Origin of the sequence: Polaromonas sp., assembly GCF_039930745.1 — a bacterium.
In the GTDB taxonomy this organism is placed as follows: Bacteria; Pseudomonadota; Gammaproteobacteria; order Burkholderiales; family Burkholderiaceae_C; genus Polaromonas.
In genome coordinates, this window is sequence record NZ_JBDTTH010000013.1 from 56,064 (window position 1) to 72,244 (window position 16,181).

The 16,181-nt window shown below is 60.1% G+C and carries 16 protein-coding genes and 1 pseudogene; 12 read left to right on the forward strand and 5 right to left on the reverse strand.

The features are described 5' to 3' along the window. The first annotated feature begins 30 nt into the window (after window positions 1–30). From ABI660_RS07025 to slmA, 12 genes are all read left to right on the forward strand, one after another. Window positions 31–1,287, forward strand: a complete 1,257-nt coding sequence (locus ABI660_RS07025; RefSeq protein WP_348066298.1) for a hypothetical protein — start codon at window positions 31–33, stop codon at window positions 1,285–1,287. A gap of 13 nt (window positions 1,288–1,300) precedes the next feature. Further along, window positions 1,301–2,755, forward strand: coding sequence for a hypothetical protein (locus ABI660_RS07030; RefSeq protein WP_348066300.1), 1,455 nt, complete (start codon window positions 1,301–1,303; stop codon window positions 2,753–2,755). A 98-nt stretch (window positions 2,756–2,853) separates the two neighbouring features. Beyond that, entirely contained in the window at window positions 2,854–3,312 is a 459-nt protein-coding gene (locus tag ABI660_RS07035) for a serine O-acetyltransferase (protein ID WP_348066301.1), read from the forward strand. Next, entirely contained in the window at window positions 3,309–5,174 is a 1,866-nt protein-coding gene (locus ABI660_RS07040; RefSeq protein ID WP_348066302.1) for an NAD-dependent epimerase/dehydratase family protein, read from the forward strand. The genes ABI660_RS07035 and ABI660_RS07040 overlap by 4 nt, the downstream gene beginning before the upstream one ends. 1 nt (window position 5,175) lies before the next feature. Then, window positions 5,176–6,051, forward strand: coding sequence for a hypothetical protein (locus tag ABI660_RS07045; RefSeq protein WP_348066304.1), 876 nt, complete (start codon window positions 5,176–5,178; stop codon window positions 6,049–6,051). 77 nt (window positions 6,052–6,128) lie between these two features. Then, window positions 6,129–6,689 (forward strand): sugar transferase, encoded by a 561-nt coding sequence (locus ABI660_RS07050; protein ID WP_348066306.1) that lies wholly within the window; start codon window positions 6,129–6,131, stop codon window positions 6,687–6,689. A gap of 56 nt (window positions 6,690–6,745) precedes the next feature. Beyond that, window positions 6,746–7,093, forward strand: a complete 348-nt coding sequence (locus ABI660_RS07055; protein ID WP_348066308.1) for an H-NS histone family protein — start codon at window positions 6,746–6,748, stop codon at window positions 7,091–7,093. 25 nt (window positions 7,094–7,118) lie between these two features. Further along, window positions 7,119–8,999: a nucleoside-diphosphate sugar epimerase/dehydratase gene (locus ABI660_RS07060; RefSeq protein WP_348066310.1), complete on the forward strand. Its 1,881-nt coding sequence runs from the start codon at window positions 7,119–7,121 to the stop codon at window positions 8,997–8,999. A gap of 56 nt (window positions 9,000–9,055) precedes the next feature. After that, window positions 9,056–9,967, forward strand: a complete 912-nt coding sequence (gene argB, locus ABI660_RS07065; RefSeq protein WP_348066312.1) for an acetylglutamate kinase — start codon at window positions 9,056–9,058, stop codon at window positions 9,965–9,967. Window positions 9,968–10,089: 122 nt separating this feature from the next. Next, a complete protein-coding gene (locus tag ABI660_RS07070) occupies window positions 10,090–10,782 on the forward strand; it encodes a response regulator transcription factor (protein ID WP_348066314.1) in 693 nt (230 codons plus the stop codon). Window positions 10,783–10,859: 77 nt separating this feature from the next. Continuing rightward, window positions 10,860–12,275, forward strand: a complete 1,416-nt coding sequence (locus tag ABI660_RS07075) for an ATP-binding protein (protein WP_348066316.1) — start codon at window positions 10,860–10,862, stop codon at window positions 12,273–12,275. 155 nt (window positions 12,276–12,430) lie between these two features. Then, window positions 12,431–13,066 (forward strand): nucleoid occlusion factor SlmA, encoded by a 636-nt coding sequence (gene slmA, locus ABI660_RS07080; RefSeq protein WP_348066318.1) that lies wholly within the window; start codon window positions 12,431–12,433, stop codon window positions 13,064–13,066. 11 nt (window positions 13,067–13,077) lie between these two features. On the opposite strand, the gene ABI660_RS07085 is transcribed toward slmA, so the two are convergent. From ABI660_RS07085 to ABI660_RS07105, 5 genes and pseudogenes are all read right to left on the reverse strand, one after another. Next, window positions 13,078–13,674: a hypothetical protein gene (locus ABI660_RS07085; RefSeq protein ID WP_348066320.1), complete on the reverse strand. Its 597-nt coding sequence runs from the start codon at window positions 13,672–13,674 to the stop codon at window positions 13,078–13,080. Between the two features lie 26 nt (window positions 13,675–13,700). Then, window positions 13,701–14,081: a hypothetical protein gene (locus ABI660_RS07090; protein ID WP_348066322.1), complete on the reverse strand. Its 381-nt coding sequence runs from the start codon at window positions 14,079–14,081 to the stop codon at window positions 13,701–13,703. Further along, window positions 14,011–14,388, reverse strand: coding sequence for a hypothetical protein (locus ABI660_RS07095; RefSeq protein WP_348066323.1), 378 nt, complete (start codon window positions 14,386–14,388; stop codon window positions 14,011–14,013). Before ABI660_RS07095 ends, ABI660_RS07090 begins: the two co-directional genes overlap by 71 nt. Before the next feature lie 224 nt (window positions 14,389–14,612). After that, window positions 14,613–15,677, reverse strand: a complete 1,065-nt coding sequence (locus ABI660_RS07100) for a malate/lactate/ureidoglycolate dehydrogenase (RefSeq protein WP_348066325.1) — start codon at window positions 15,675–15,677, stop codon at window positions 14,613–14,615. 9 nt (window positions 15,678–15,686) lie between these two features. Then, a pseudogene (locus ABI660_RS07105) lies at window positions 15,687–16,181 on the reverse strand (altronate dehydratase); the annotation flags it as partial.

Sequence of the window (16,181 nt, forward strand, 5' to 3'; positions counted from 1 at the left end):
GCATAAATGCTATCTATCGATTTTCCAAAAATGAAACTACTGAGCGAGAAAAATTTATCGTGGCTGATTGGGGTGGGAGTTTTTTTTCCACTTTTTTTTCGGCTTAGCAAAGGGATATACAGGGATAGCCAGCCGATCATTGACTCACAGGGTGTGCTACTGACGCTCCCGCTGCCCATTTCGATTTTGACGTGCTTTTTTGCGTTAGTGTTCTGGATGAGTAAGCTGAAAAATGCCCGGCTTTCATTAACTTTTGTAGCCGGGGCATTTCTCGCCAGCTTTCTCTCTTTATGGCTCGGTGGTGACGGTATAACGGCCCCCCAGCGAAAGATGCTCATGGCCGCCCAGGTCATCCTTCCATTGATTGGATTGGTCGTAGGTCAATTGGTTGGGGATAGGGAAAAAATTATTGCACGGGCATTTTTAATAGTACTTTCCATACTGGTTCCACTGCAATTGCTGGCTACCTGGTTTCAGGGAACCTTGATCCTCACGCACTATTTGTATGCATTCAGTATCTACTCCCATTTTCAGTACGTGACGCTGATTTTTGTATGTGCTTTTGCGTACTCGGTGATTTCACTTTGGGAAGAGTTCAAGATCTGGCTTTGCATTTTGGCCGTGATGATGGTTGCGTACGTTACTGCAAGCCTGTCTTTCCTGACGATATTTGCCTATCTCTCTTTCTTGGTGCTTTTTGTTTTCTCCAGGCTTTGGGCGCATCGTGGAAATATAAAACTGGTATTGGGTGTACTGGCCGTGGTTGGGGCAATGGGTGTAGGTGGCGTTGCCTACTATGATGGAATGGCCGGCCAGCGTCCGTCGGTGGAAGGGCAAGAAGGGCTCTTTAATGGGAAATTTAAAACGCTTGCGGAGGGGAAAATTCCATCCAACGTTCAAGAGCGTCTGAATGACTGGAAATTCTTCGGCAGTGCAATTCTCGAAAGTAAAAAGACTTTGCTGGTAGGACATCCCCAGCCCATGCCCCGGGAGATAAAATCAAGTCCCCACAACTGGTATGTCGATGTCGCCTATACCTTCGGTTTAGTTGGACTACTGCCGACCTTGTTGTTGATCGCGTTTACAACTTATTTGTGCTGGACTCAGCGGAAGACGCTACCGGTACAAATTTGGTGGTTGGCCGGGATAGTTTTTTATCTTGTCGTTATTGACAGCAATTTCAAAGTGACCCTGCGACAACCTTATCCTGGGATTTTTTCCTACTTTATGTGGGGTCTACTGCTTTCAGCTTTGCTTCCTGCTGCCGTGCGTAAACCCTCCGCCTAGCCATTGTCAATTGATGCGCTTATTTTCAGCACGTGGTAGAGGTGGGGCTCAGGTCGGAGCTTTTGGGGTCTTTGGGGCGGCATTTGTTTGGCTGGTTGGATTCAAAGTCGTCGCCCATTGGGCTGGCCCAGAGGGCGTGGGGCTGTTTTCGCAGCTTAGGCAGATGGCTCAAGCCGCGACTATTGGCGCTACATTTGGTGGTACCAACGCGTTGGTGCAAGGGATAGCCGAACGGCGCGATGATGCTGAGCGCATGCAGTTCCGGACTACGGCTGCCGGCCTTATCGCGATATCCGGCAGCTTGGTGGCCATAGTGATGACTGTCGCTGCTCCCCAACTGACACAGTTTTTCCTTTCTTCGGAAGATTCCGGTTTGGTGTCGGCGGTGCGTTGGCTGGCGTTAGCCGTGTTACTCAATGTGGGCGCCACTTACGCCCTCGGCGTGCTGAACGGCTATCGCTCCTATCCGTATTTGGCGCTTTCCCAGGTTTCCGGGCCCGCAGCCCTGTTGATGTTGCTGGCAGGTGCCTGGTGGTGGGCCATACCTACAACCCCGCAACTTCTGGTCGGGTCTTTTGTATTGTGTTTTGGCGTGACCTGCTTGTTCGGCGCGTGGGGAGTGTCGCGCTTGCCCATTTTCGTGGTGGCTTCAGGCTTGCGGGGACTCACGAAATCGCAAAGCCGCATTTTCTTGCGGTTTGCCCTGTCGAATCTTGTAGCCGCGCTGTCCACGACCGTCGCCTTGCTGCTGATCCGTTCCTGGGTGATCGAGTCGAGGGGGCTGGCTTTTGCTGGTCTGTTCGACGCGGGCTGGACCCTGACCTTCAATTACACCACCTTGTTTCTGACGGCTTGCAGCGCGATCTATCTGCCTTTGCTTACGGCCGCGACCAGCCCTGAAGAGCAGAAGGCGTGCATGCTCAGAACAGCTTACCTGGTATTTGGCGCCGGTGTCCTGATCTGTTATGCAATGGTGCTTCTGCGGGAACCTTTGATCAACCTGCTTTACAGTCCCCAGTTCCAGGCGTCGGGCGAGGTGCTGATGGTGCTTGTGATTGCAGTGATCTTTCGTGGGACGTCCTGGGTTTACGGCACCATGATTCTCGCAACACGTAATTCCCGTGTGTTGCTGTTGTCGGATCTGGCCCTCAACCTGTGCCTGCTGGCGACGGCGCGTTATTCGCTTGAGAGGTATACATCGCTGGAGGCATTGAGTTGGGCTTTTGTGCTGCCCAATTTTCTCTATCTTGTATTCGTGATCGAATATGCGCACAATAAAAACTCGCTTATGCGCCGCCGCCTGATATGGCCCTTGTTGGTGGCGGGTACTTTACCTCTGTTCTACCTTGCGCTGGCGTCCAGTGCGCCGCAATTGGCATACTCGGGGTTTACCGTGGGGCTGTGCATGGCGATTGGCTTGGCAGTCAGCGTTGCGGCGCTCATTGCCTACAAGAAAGTTGCCCTGTGAAAAAATTGCGGCTTGACATCGAGCGTTACCACCGCATGCGGGGGCACTCCGGGGCTGTGTCCACTGCCGCCCTGGTGCTCGCCTGTTTTAGTCCGCGCATGGCGCCCGTGGCGCTGTTGCGATCCGCTGAGTTTTTTCACGCGCGTCGCCTGGGGCCGTTGACGAAATTGTTCTCCATGCTCAATGTCCTTATCTTCGGCATTGAAGTTTCTCCCCAGGTGCAAATAGGTGGGGGGCTTTTTCTTCCGCACACTGTGGGTACGGTACTGGGGGCCGAGTGTATCGGCGACAACTGCACCATCATGCAGGGTGTCACTTTGGGAACCAGCGAGCCCGACATGGGGTTCACCGTGTCAGAGCGGCCTGTCATTGGCAACAATGTGCTGATCGGTGCTGGCGCCAAGGTCATTGGGCGCATCAAAATTGGCGACCACGCCAAAATCGGCGCCAATGCAGTGGTGTTGTGTGATGTGCCGGCATATGCGGTGGCGGTCGGCGTGCCCGCCAGGATCGTTTTCCGGAAGGACGCGCAAGACTCAGAGGGAGCATCACCATGACGCACCTGGCGATCAGCGCCTCACTGGTCCTCTACAAGCCAGATTTGCCGACGGTCGAGCGCACGCTTCTGGCATTGCAGAAATCCGTTCGGCTGGCCCGCCAGGAATACACGCTCCAGCTCAGCTTGACGCTGGTGGACAATTCGGACGACGCCCTTGTTTACGGCAAGGTAGCCAACTGGCTGGAGGGAATTCGGTCTGAGGTACCCGACTGGACGCTGCAGTTGGTGCGCGCGTCTGGCAATGTGGGGTACGGCCGGGGCAACAACCTGGTAATCGCGACAGCCAGGTCGGACTACCACATCGTCATCAATCCTGATCTTTTTGTGGAGCCCGAGGCCCTGGTAGAAGCATTGCGCTTTATGGAAGCCAATCCTGAGGTCGGTTTGCTTTCACCAGCTGTTTTTGGAGAGAGCGGCGAGCGTCAATATCTTTGCAAGCGAAATCCCACCCTGCTTGTGATGTTTCTGCGCAGCTTCGCACCGGAGTGGCTTCAGTCGCGGTTTGCCCGGACGCTAAGCGGTTTCGAAATGCGTGATTGCGACCATGAAAAGCCGATTCATCCGGTGGAGTATCCCACCGGATGTTTCATGTTTTTTCGGACGAGACCGCTTCAGGCCATCGGCGGCTTTGATCCGGAATTTTTCCTTCACTATGAAGACGCGGATATCGGGAGGCGCCTGCTGAAGGTCGCTCGCGCCGTGTATGTCCCCCGCGTACGTGTGGTTCACCAGTGGGCACGAGATACCCACCGCTCACTGAGCGCAAAGCTGATCACGGCAAGATCAGGATGGCTCTATTGGAGAAAATGGGGCGGCGTCTTTTCCTGCAAGCCCATGGCCGAACCAAAAGCTGTTCGGGTTGGGCTGCCTCGGCCGGTGGGCCTCGATGTCTCGGGAAGTTCCACTCCACGTGTATTGGTGACGGGTGCTAACGGCTTTATTGGCCAGGCGGTGTGTGGGATCCTGCCGTCCCAAGGCTATCGTGTTGTTGGCGCGGTGCGTGGAAAGTCGCCTGCGGCGCCTACGCTATCGTTGCAGTATCTGGAGATGGACCGTATTGACGAGCTCACGGACTGGGCTGCCGTTCTGGCGGGCATGGACAGCGTGGTTCACCTGGCTGCGCGTGTTCACTTTATGCAAGAGACAGCGGCAGATCCTCTTGCGGAATTTCGGCGGGTCAATGTGGCGCTTACATTGAACCTGGCCCGCCAGGCGGCCGCTGCTGGGGTGCGGCGTTTTGTGTTTATCAGCTCCATCAAGGTTAACGGAGAAACCACTCCCATCGGGCAGCCCTTCACTGCCGAGGATGCGCCACGTCCGCTCGATGCATATGGGGTCTCCAAACTGGAGGCGGAGCAGGCCTTGCAGGAGCTTGCGCAGCAAACGGGTATGGAGGTCGTTATCATTCGGCCGGTCCTTGTCTATGGACCAGGCGTCAAAGCGAACTTTCACGAAATGATGCGCTGGCTGCGGAGGGGCGTTCCGCTGCCGCTCGGGGCACTGGACAACCAGCGCAGTCTGGTGGCGCTCGACAATCTGGTTGACCTGATCGCCAGGTGTCTTTCTCACCCGGCTGCTGCCAACCAGATATTTCTTGTTAGCGACGGGGAGGATATGACAGTGACGGGTCTTCTGCAGCGCACGGCGGCAGCTTTTGACAAGCCCGCGCGACTACTCCCGATACCCATGTTCGGTTTGCGAATGGCTGGGCGTTTGCTGGGGCGCGAAACAGTTATCCAGCGCCTTTGCGATACCCTGCAGGTCGATATCTCCAAAACCCGGCGCATGCTGGACTGGGAGCCCCCAGTTCCCGTGGACATCGCGCTAAGAAAAACCGCGCAACAATTGCTGGAAAAGTAGCATGCTGGAGGGAAAAGTCTTCGTTACAGGTGCAAGCAGCACCATCGGGTCACTGCTCGTGCCGATGTTGACGGAACAAGGTGCGGCGGTGCAGGCTCTGGGTCGGCGCCCTGTAGAGTTCGTCCAGGGCCTCAAGTTGGCAACGCTGGATCTTGCGGACAAGGAAGCGGAGCTCCCGCAAGGTGAAGCTGGAACTCTTATCCACACTGCCAGCCTGTGGCTGTTGCCAGGCTGGCTTGAAAAATTTCATGCCCGCGGTGTGCGGCGCGTGATTGCATTCAGCTCCACAAGCCGGTTCACCAAGCGCGACTCAGCCAGTCCATACGAATTGGAAGTCGTCAACAAACTCATTGCTGCAGAAGATCATGTGGCGGCGGAGTGTGAGCGCCTGGGCATGGCCTGGACAATTTTCCGGCCTACCCTGATTTACGGTGGTGCCGGCGGCGACCGCAATGTGGCTGACATTGCGCGGCTGATTCGCAAGTTCGGTTTTTTCCCCGTTTTTGGTTCGGCCGGCGGTCGCCGGCAGCCGGTTAACGCCGTCGATTTGGCCCGTGCCTGTGTGCAAAGTCTGGCTGTTCCCGCTAGCTTCAACAAGGCCTACAACCTGAGCGGGGGTGAAACCCTAGCCTATGCTGACATGGTGCGGCGTATTTTCGAAACGCTGAGGCGTCGCCCTCGGCTTGTCTGCATTCCAATGCCGGCCTTTCGGGTCGCGGTGGCGCTGGCCCGTCTGCACCCGCGGTTTGCGCACTTGACCCCCGACATGGCGCTCCGCATGCAGGCCGACCTGGTTTTTGACCACAGTGATGCGACGCGCGACTTTGGATATTGCCCTGGTCGCTTTGACCCGACTTACCTGACTGCGCTGGACTAATATCAGCCCAACGATGCCGTGCGGCACAGTTGAAACTCCCTGAGCAATACCTAACGTCTTATCGCCATTTAAAAAAAATGAAGAGAGCATTCGATCTGGCCTTGAGCTTCGGGGCTATTATTTTTTTGCTGTTACCTCTATTGCTGGTCGCGCTGTTGGTAGGCCTGACTTCCAAAGGTCCCATACTGTATTGGTCGGACCGGATAGGCCAACACAATAAGACTTTCAAGATGCCAAAATTTCGGACAATGAAAACAGGAACTCCTGCCCTTGCCACCCATTTGTTGGCCGACGCAGACAGCTATCTCACGCCCATCGGCAGCTTTCTGCGAAAAAGCAGCCTGGATGAGCTTCCTCAGTTGTGGAGCATTGTTAAAGGGGATATGAGTTTTGTCGGGCCGCGCCCAGCCCTGTTTAACCAGTATGACCTGATTGAATTGCGCACCCGCAGCGGAATCGACAAACTGCTGCCTGGCCTCACGGGGTGGGCACAAGTCAATGGACGTGATGAATTGCCGATTCCACAAAAGGTGGCACTGGAGATTGAATATCTGGAGAAACAATCTCCCTGGCTGGATATAAAAATCATTTGCATGACATTTCTGAAGGTGCTGCGGCGGGATGACGTCATGCATTAGACACAATTTATAGAAAAGTCTGTTGAAATGCCTCGAATCAATGAAAGGCACCTCATATGAGTAATTTGGTCGAAATTCAAAGTCAAATTGAAAAACTGCAAAAGCAGGCAAGAGAAATTAAATCCAGGGAATTTGATAAAACCGTGCGTGAAATACGGGTCATGATGGAAGCTTTCGGCATTACCGTCAAAGACCTGACCTCCGAAAAATCGCGCGGTGCAAAACCCAAGGTGAAGCAAATCCGCGCAGGTGGGACAGCCAAAAAGAAAAATACTTCTGCGGTGCCGGCTAAATACCGGGGGCCTGCTGGCGAGACCTGGAGCGGGCGTGGCTTGACGCCGCGGTGGTTGGCTGCTTTGGTTGCTCAAGGTAAATCCAAAGAAGAATTTGCCATTAAGAACTGATGTGACTCAGGGAACGGGGATGTAAATGCAAAGCAGAATTTTGGGCTGGCCGCGTCCAGCCAAGATAGCGGTGGTTATTTTGGTCGACGTGGTCCTGGCCTTGCTTGCCACCTGGATAGCCTTTACGCTGCGCCTGGATGAATTGCACTATCCCATGGGCGCGCAATGGTGGGTGTACCTGCTTGCACCGGTTCTGGCCATTCCTGTATTTGTCAAGTTTGGTTTGTACAGGGCGATCTTCAGATACACGGGCCAGGCGGCGTTGAAAGCCACAGGGCAGGCCGTGGCGGTGCATTGCATGGCCCTGCTGGGCGTGTTGCTGTGGCAACAGTGGCCCGGCGTGCCTCGAAGCGTGGGTATCCTGCAGCCCCTGTTGTTCCTGCTGCTTGTGGGTTCCAGTCGGGCTCTCGCGCGATTCTGGCTGGCGAACCTCGATGGTTCGCGGGGACAGAGCGATGGCCGCCTGCTGATTTACGGTGCGGGAACCGCGGGCGCGCAGACTGCTTCGGCAATTGCCATATCCCGGCAATTTGTCTTGTTGGGGTTTGTCGATGACGATGCGACCAAGGTCGGCCGCAGTATCAACGGTGTACCCGTGTTTGCGCCATCGGACGTCCCGGATCTGGTGGCCCGGCGGGGTGTTACAGACATTCTGTTGGCCTTGCCCAGCTCTTCGCGGGAGCGGCGTAACAAGATCATTGCAAGCCTGCGCTCGGTGCCTGTACATATTCGCACTTTACCGGGCCTGGCCGATCTGGCGACGGGGCGCGTGACTGTTCAGGACTTCAAAGAACTCGATATTGAGGATCTGCTGGGGCGAGACCCCGTGCCACCCAACACGGATCTTCTGGCTCGCAACTTGGCCCACAAGGTGGTGCTTGTGACCGGAGCCGGCGGCAGCATTGGAAGCGAGCTATGCCGTCAGATACTGCTGGAACGTCCTCGCCAGCTATTGCTGCTGGACCACAACGAGTTTGGCCTGTATAGCATCCACCAGGAACTGCAGGGCTTGTGCAGTGCCGAAGGACTCCTTTCCGAACTCGTTCCCCTGCTGGGCAGTGTGGCCAATCCCCAGCGCTTGCAGGAAATCTGCCAGGCCTACCAGCCTGCAACGGTTTTCCATGCGGCGGCCTACAAACATGTGCCGATGGTGGAGTCCAATCCGGCAGAAGGCATTTTGAACAATGTGTTCGGCACGCTCAATATGGCACGGGCGGCTATCGCTAATGGTGTTGCCCAGTTTGTGCTGGTGTCCACCGACAAGGCTGTGCGACCAACCAACATCATGGGGGCAAGCAAGCGCATGGCAGAACTGGTACTGCAAGCGCTGGCTGGTCAGGCCATGAATGCGGCTACGTGTTTTGGCATGGTGCGTTTCGGCAATGTACTGGGATCCAGTGGCAGCGTTGTACCCTTGTTTCGCGCCCAGCTTGCCAGTGGTGGCCCGCTGACAGTGACGCATCCGGAAGTCACCCGCTATTTCATGACCATTCCGGAGGCAGCGCAACTGGTATTGCAGGCCGGGGCCATGGCCGTGGGAGGGGAAGTGTTCGTTCTGGACATGGGTGAGCCGGTCAGAATCATGGATCTGGCCCGCCGCATGGTGGAATTGTCTGGCCTGACGGTGCGCGATGACGACAATTCGGGGGGGGATATCGAGATTGCCGTCACGGGCTTGCGTCCCGGCGAAAAGCTGTACGAAGAATTGCTCATCGGGGACAACCCCACGCCAACCGCACACCCGCGGATCATGAAGGCCCATGAAGACTATCTGGCCTGGCCTGAACTCGACGTGCACCTGCAGACATTGCGCCGTGCTGCGGACGGCAGTGACGTGGTCGCCATCAAGGCGGTGCTTCAAACGTGTGTGCATGGGTATGGGGCTCAGACCCCCCAGGCGACGTGATTTGCCGGTTTTCGCGGGGATACGGCACAATTTGATATCCACTTAATTACCGCCCAATGACCCATCCTTCCACCACCGACCCCGACCTCTCCCACGTAGGCCCGCGCGACAAGGCCGAGATTCTGGCTCAGGCGCTGCCCTACATCCGCAAGTTCCACGGCAAGACGCTGGTCATCAAATATGGCGGCAATGCCATGACAGACCCGGCGCTGCAGGCGGATTTTGCCGAGGACGTGGTGCTGCTCAAGCTGGTGGGCATGAACCCCGTTGTGGTGCATGGTGGCGGGCCGCAGATCGAAACGGCGCTTAACCGGCTGGGAAAAAAGGGCGAATTTATCCAGGGCATGCGGGTCACCGACGAGGAAACCATGGAAGTGGTGGAGTGGGTGCTGGCCGGGCAGGTGCAGCAGGACATCGTGGGCCTGATTAACCAGGCAGGCGGCAAAGCGGTCGGCCTGACGGGCCGCGATGGCGGCCTGATCCGGGCGCAAAAACTCAAGATGCTGGACAAGGACGACCCGGCACGGGAGCACGACATCGGTTTTGTCGGCGACATCCTGAGCATCGACCCGAGCGTCGTCAAGGCGTTGCAGGACGACGCCTTCATTCCCGTCATCAGTCCCATTGGCTTTGGCGAGCACAATGAAAGCTACAACATCAACGCCGACGTGGTGGCCGGCAAGCTGGCCATTGTGCTCAAGGCCGAAAAGCTGGTGCTGCTGACCAACACGCCGGGTGTGCTCAACAAGGCCGGTGAGTTGCTGACCGATCTGAGCGCCCGTGAGATCGACGATCTGTTTGCCGACGGCACGATTTCCGGCGGCATGCTGCCCAAGATCGAGGGTGCGCTGGACGCTGCGAAAAGCGGAGTGAACTCGGTCCATATCATTGACGGGCGCGTGCCGCATGCGATGCTGCTGGAAATCCTGACCGATCAAGCCTACGGCACCATGATCAGATCACACTAGCTACTGAGATGGCGCGCCTGGTCCCCATTCAAGCGGCCACCGTGGAACCGGCTTTGCCGGGCCACAGGTGGCGCCCCCTTCAGGGGGAGGCGCCGATGGCGCTTCGGGGGGGAGCCAGGTAAATGCGACTCCTTTTAGTTGAAGACGACGTGATGCTGGCCAGCGGCATCAAGCTGGGGCTCAGTGACGCTGGTTACGCGGTGGACTGGGTCGGTAGCGCCGAGCGTGCCGAAGAGGTGCTGCAAGGCGAGAGTTTTGACGCCGCCATCATTGACATCGGCCTGCCGAAGATCGACGGCCTGGAGCTGACGAGGCGGATGCGCACGCGCGGGGTCGCCATGCCGGTGCTGATCCTCACCGCGCGGGATGCGCTGCAGGACCGGGTCCAGGGCCTGGACCTGGGCGCCGACGACTACATGGTCAAGCCATTTGAGCTGCCGGAACTGCTGGCGCGCCTGCGCGCGCTGCTGCGCCGTTCGCAGGCGGCCACCAGTGCGATTTTGAGTTTCGGTGCGCTGGAGCTCGACTCCGCCAACCGCCAGGCGCGGGCCCATGGCCAGCTCATCGAGCTGGGGCCGCGCGAGTGGACGGTGATGGAGTATCTGCTGATCAACGCCCCCAAACCCGCCAACAAGGAAAAGCTGCTCGCAGCGCTGACCGGCTGGGACAAGGAAATCACACCCAACGCCATCGAGGTCTACATTTCGCGCCTGCGCGGCAAGCTGGAGCCGCATGGCATCGCGCTGCGTTCCATCCGAGGTTTTGGCTACCGGCTGGAGCTGATTGCCGGGCCGGCGGGCGCAGCGCCCGAATAACCCTGTTTTTCATGGCCCAGGACTCCCGAGCCGACGCCGCTGTTCCGGCAACAGCCGCCGACAGGAGGCCTGCAGCCATGAAATTCGGCCTGCAGCGCCGCCTGCTCCTGTTGCTGCTTGCGCCTTTGAGCCTGTTTGCGGCGGTCAGCGTTTACTTCGACTACCAGGCGGCCGGCGATGCCGCCTTGCAGCAAGACCAGCAGTTGCGCCGCCTCGCTCCCTTGTTGGCCGATTCGGTGATCGCGCCTGGAAACACACCTTCAGACGGACCGGTGATGCTGCTGGCGCCATCGGTCGCCGAGTTCATCAAGGGGCGCGCCGGGTTTGCCGGCTACCGGGTGTCGGATGCCGCCGGCGCCTACCTGGCCGGCGATGTCTGGATCAGCCCAATGGTGCCCACCACGCGCGAACCTGAGTTTCACAGCATGGAGGAGGACGGCGTGACCTACCGGGTGGTGGCACAGCGCGTGACAACGGTCGCCGGCGAGCTCATCCTGCAGCTGGCCGACGGCTCCGATGCGCGCCAGCAGTGGGTGCGTTCGGTATTTTTCAAAGTGCTGCTGCCCAACCTGATCCTGATGCTGGCGGCCGCATTTGCCGTCAATTGGGCCGTCACGCGGGCTCTCCGACCGCTGCTGGCGCTCAAAGAGGCGGTCGAGCGGCGCTCCCCGCGTGATCTCGGCGCCATTGACCCCCAGAGCACACCGACCGAAGTTCAGCCCCTGGTGGCTTCGCTGAACCGGCTGTTTGCGCTGGTCAACGACCAGGCCGAAGGCCAGCGTCGTTTTGTGGCCGATGCCGCGCACCAGCTGCGTACGCCGCTGGCCGGCCTGCAGGCGCAGGTCGAGGCTTGGGCGCAGGCGGCCAATGCGCCTGCGGCTGGCGGGCAGCTGACCTTGTCGTCTGACAAGATCATGCGGCTGCGCAGCGCAACGCGGCGCACCTCGCAACTGGCCAACCAGCTGCTGGCCCTGTCGCGAGCCGATGCGTCCAACATGTCGGGCCAGGCCATGCAGCGTGTGGACCTGAAGGACCTGTGCGAGTCGGTGCTGGCCTTGCACCTGGATGCGGCTTCGGCCAAAGGCATTGACCTGGGGCTGGAGGTGCGTTTTGCCCAGGCCCCCGGCCATGAATGGCTACTGCGCGAACTGCTGGGCAACCTGGTGGACAACGCCGTCAAATACACGGCACCAAGTGGCACGGTCACGATACGTTGTGGGCAACTTCAGGCCCAGCCGGGCGGGCCGCCAGGGCAGGCGCAGGTGTTTCTCGAGGTGGAAGATGACGGCCCGGGTATCCCGGCGCTGGAGCGGGCGCTGGCGCTGGAGCGCTTCTACCGGGTGCCCGGCACTGTGGGGGAGGGTAATGGCCTGGGCCTGGCGATTGCCGACGAAATTGCACGTGCCCATCGTGCTGCACTGACGCTGGAGCCTGCCGGCAGCCTGGACGGTGTGGCATGGGGCTTGCGGGTCCGGCTGGTGTTGCTCCCTTAGGCCTGATCCGGGGGGCGAAAAACCGTTTCGCTGGCGCTTGCGCTACCCGGGTTTGCCCCGGCTGGTGCCTGCATGGAGGGCGTGGTGGCTGTGCGAGAATCAAAGCGACGCCCTGGTTTTTGAAACATCTCTTACAACAACGCACTGCACGCCTTATGTCCGAGTTTGAGTCTGATGTGAGCCCCGAGCTCTCCACGCCAGCCGCCCCGCGCAAGCGCCCCAAACCGGGCGAGCGCCGCGTGCAGATCCTGCAGGCCTTGGCGACCATGCTGGAGCAGCCCGGTTCGGAGCGCATCACCACTTCGGCCCTGGCGGCCCGGCTCGACGTCAGCGAGGCGGCGCTGTACCGTCACTTCGCCAGCAAGGCGCAAATGTTCGAAGGTCTGATCGAATTCATCGAGCAGACCGTGTTCACCCTGGTCAACCAGATTGCCGAACGCGAGACCGACCCGGCGCAGCGGACCCGCAAGCTGGTTGTCATGCTGCTACAGTTTGCCGAGAAAAACCCGGGCATGACCCGGGTGATGGCCGGCGACGCACTGGTGTTCGAAAACGAACGCCTGCAGGAGCGCATGAACCAGTTTTTCGACAAGCTGGAGTCCAGCCTCAAGCAGAACCTGCGCGAAGGCGCGAATTCCGATGGCGCCGCCACACCCACAGTGCAGGCGCAAGTTCAGGCTTCGGTCATCGTGGCTTTCATGATGGGCCGCCTGCAGCGCTTCTCGCGTTCCGGCTTCAAGCGCCTTCCGTCCGAACACCTGGACGCCAGCCTGGCCATGCTGCTGGGTTGATCGGCCCGGCGCTACTGCGCTATCAAAACAGGAGCTGATTGCGACCGCCCGACAAGGGCTGGGGGCCGATTTTTTTCATAAATCCCGGAAAACGGCTTTATTCGCCGTCCAGCCCGGTCTGCAACTTCACCAGCGCACCCAGCACTCCCAGACATTCGATCTGTCCAAGCTGCGGGTGACGAGCGACAGCCAGCGCACATCCTGCGGTAAGACCTCGCCCCAGATCGCCGGCAGCGTGCCCAAGGCCTGCACACTGGCTGCGGCATCGCCGTCATGCGCGCGTGCCAGGGCCTGCATTCGCCGACCATCGGATCGTTCATCGCATAGGCTTGGCCCTGTTCGTCGCTGCCGCGCAGATAACGCATCCAGGCAGCGGCGGCAAAAGCCAGGCAGTCCACCGGCAGGCCGGCGCGCAGCGCGCCCAGCACCGAGGGCGGCCAGCGCTGCGGGATTTTCTGCGAGGAATCGGTGGCGATCTGGTGCACGCTGTGCTGCAGCGCCGGGTTGGTAAAACGCGCCAGCAGGGCGTCGCGGTAAGCCGGCCAGTCCGGGCGGTCCAGTTGCGGGCCGACTTCCTGCGTCATCAGGCCGTGGATGAAGCTGCGCACGGCGGGCTACGTGATGCACTCGCCGATCACGGCCAGCCGGCCACTGCGCCCATGCAGGCCATGGCGGTGTGGCTGCCGTTGAGCAGGCGCAGCTTGACGTCCTCGAAGGGGGCCACATCGTCCACCACCGTCACGCCGGCGGCGCTCAGTGCATCAGCATCGCCCGGATTGGCAAAACGCCGCTCAATCACCCATTCCTGGAAGGTTTCAGTGGCGAGCGTGGCTTCGTCGGCCACACCGAGGGCCGCGCGTGTGGCGGCCAGGCGCTGCGGCGTGGCGGCGGGCACGATGCGGTCCACCATGCTGTTAGGAAAGGCGCAATGGCTGGCCACCCACTCAGCCAGCGACGGGCTGTGCTGCTGCGCGGCTACCTGACACAGCGCCTGCAACTGGCGGCCGTTGCCCACAAGGTTGTCGCAGGACGCGATGGTCAGCCCTGGCAGGCCTGCGGCAAGCCATCGCCGCGCCTTCCACCCGCTGGCTCACCCTGACGGTGACCGAAAAAGGCATCACGCGCGCCGACTCGCGCGCAGCCACGGCGGTTTGCCAGATCGCGCCGCCGACCTGCCACTGACTGCCGGCGCTGCTGGCCGCCTGCACCGCGTACAGGCCGTCCTGCGCCTGCAGGCTGTCCGACAGCGCGGTGCTGCGCATGGCGATGCCAAAGACTCCCCAGCGTGCATCGCCGCGCTGCAGCAGCGCATCAAAAACCAAGGCCTGGTGGGCACGGTGAAAGGCCCCCAGACCCAAGTGCACGACGCCGGGCGCCCTTGCGGGCATAAGTCGGGACGCTGATGCCGCAGGCCGCGAGCGTGGGCAGCCGGGCGGTGTTCAGCCGGGCGCCTGTCTCACTGGAATTCATGCTAATTTTGGCCTCCAGCCCATAGCCGGCAGGCGCAAGTAGCTATCAATTTCATAGTACCTAGCGTTTCGCGGGATCAGTCCGGCAGCGACACCCCGACCTTGCGACCGGCGGCAACGATCTCCTGCCAGGTGGCGTTGTCAACCACGATGCCGCTGTCCTGGCGTTGCAGGCGTTTGGCGCGTTCCGGATCACCAGCGATCAGCACGGCGTCGGTGCCGGGCGCGGCCGGCGCGGCTTTTATCCAGTCGGCAAAGGCCAGTGCCTCCTGCTCAAAACTGGCCTGGGTGCCCAGTTTGGCGGGATCGATCAGGATGGTCAGCATGCCGTTAATCACCGCGCGTATCGCCGGGTCGGCGGGCTTGTGCGCGGTGCCGCTGCCGGTCAGCGCGCCACCCAGCAGCTCGCAAGCCACCGCCATGCCGTAACCCTTGTGTTCGCCAAAAGCCATCAGCGCGCCGAACAGGCCATTGCTTTGCGGCACCACCACCACGCCGGGGTTGGTGGTGGCGCGGCCAAACTCGTCGATCAACATGCCGGGCTCGACCTGTTTGCCTTCGTTGTGGGCAACGCGCATCTTGCCCTGCGCGACGCGGCTCGTTGCAAAGTCGAGCACGAAAGGCTCACGTCCCGCCAGCGGAATGCCGATGCAGCAGGGGTTGGTGCCGTAACGCCCATCGGCGCCACCGAAAGGCGCGACCACCGGCCGTGACAACACGTTGACGAAATGCATGGAGACCAGGCCTTGCGCCACCGCCATCTCGGCAAAGTGGCCGATGCGGCCCAGGTGGTGCGAATTGGCCAGCGTCATGATGCAACTGCCGTGGATTTTGGCGCGCGCCATGCCCAGCGACATGGCCTGCTGGCCGACCACTTGGCCGTAACCGCGCTGGCCGTCCAGGCTCAGGAGCGAACCGGTGTCCAGCAGCACGCGCAGGCTGTTGTTGGGGGTGAGGCCGCCTTCGAGCACCGCATCCACATACCGCGGCAACATGCCGACGCCGTGCGAGTCGTGGCCACTCAGGTTGGCCATGACCAGGTTGGCCGCGACGGTGGTGGCTTCTTCAGCAGAGCTGCCGACCGCTATCAAAACAGTAGCTACTTGCGCTTGCAGGGCATGGGCTGGGAGTGTTTTTTGCATATAGGGAAACTACATCACCGCGCCGACCTGCCAGGGCACAAACTCGTTTTGCCCGTAGCCGTGCGCCTCGCTTTTGCTTTTCTCGCCGGATGCCGTGGCCAGCACCAGCTCGAAGATGCGCTGGCCCATCTCGGCCACCGTGCTGGCGCCGTCGATGATCTCGCCGCAGTTGATGTCCATGTCTTCTTCCTGCTTGCGCCACAGCGCCGAGTTGGTCGCCAGCTTGAGCGACGGCGAGGGCGCGCAGCCGTAGGCCGAACCGCGCCCGGTGGTAAAACAAATCAGGTTGGCGCCGCCGGCCACCTGGCCGGTGGCGCTGACCGGGTCGTAGCCCGGCGTGTCCATGTAGACAAAACCGTGCGCGCCCACCGGCTCGGCGTATTCGTAGACGGCTTCGAGGTTGCTGGTGCCGCCCTTGGCCACCGCACCCAGCGATTTTTCGAGAATCGTTGTCAGGCCGCCGGCCTTGTTGCCGGGCGAGGGGTTGTTGTTCATCTCGCCGCC

Excerpts from the sequence above, each read along its gene's own strand:
- ABI660_RS07055 (WP_348066308.1), top strand. The coding sequence starts at position 6,746 with ATGAGTAATTTGGTCGAAATTCAAAGTCAAATTGAAAAACTGCAAAAG.
- ABI660_RS07070 (WP_348066314.1), top strand. The coding sequence starts at position 10,090 with ATGCGACTCCTTTTAGTTGAAGACGACGTGATGCTGGCCAGCGGCATC.
- ABI660_RS07040 (WP_348066302.1), top strand. The coding sequence starts at position 3,309 with ATGACGCACCTGGCGATCAGCGCCTCACTGGTCCTCTACAAGCCAGAT.
- ABI660_RS07030 (WP_348066300.1), top strand. The coding sequence starts at position 1,301 with ATGCGCTTATTTTCAGCACGTGGTAGAGGTGGGGCTCAGGTCGGAGCT.
- argB (WP_348066312.1), top strand. The coding sequence starts at position 9,056 with ATGACCCATCCTTCCACCACCGACCCCGACCTCTCCCACGTAGGCCCG.
- ABI660_RS07035 (WP_348066301.1), top strand. The coding sequence starts at position 2,854 with ATGGCGCCCGTGGCGCTGTTGCGATCCGCTGAGTTTTTTCACGCGCGT.
- ABI660_RS07050 (WP_348066306.1), top strand. The coding sequence starts at position 6,129 with ATGAAGAGAGCATTCGATCTGGCCTTGAGCTTCGGGGCTATTATTTTT.
- ABI660_RS07100 (WP_348066325.1), bottom strand. The coding sequence starts at position 15,677 with ATGCAAAAAACACTCCCAGCCCATGCCCTGCAAGCGCAAGTAGCTACT.
- ABI660_RS07075 (WP_348066316.1), top strand. The coding sequence starts at position 10,860 with ATGAAATTCGGCCTGCAGCGCCGCCTGCTCCTGTTGCTGCTTGCGCCT.
- ABI660_RS07045 (WP_348066304.1), top strand. The coding sequence starts at position 5,176 with ATGCTGGAGGGAAAAGTCTTCGTTACAGGTGCAAGCAGCACCATCGGG.
- ABI660_RS07060 (WP_348066310.1), top strand. The coding sequence starts at position 7,119 with ATGCAAAGCAGAATTTTGGGCTGGCCGCGTCCAGCCAAGATAGCGGTG.
- ABI660_RS07025 (WP_348066298.1), top strand. The coding sequence starts at position 31 with ATGAAACTACTGAGCGAGAAAAATTTATCGTGGCTGATTGGGGTGGGA.
- slmA (WP_348066318.1), top strand. The coding sequence starts at position 12,431 with ATGTCCGAGTTTGAGTCTGATGTGAGCCCCGAGCTCTCCACGCCAGCC.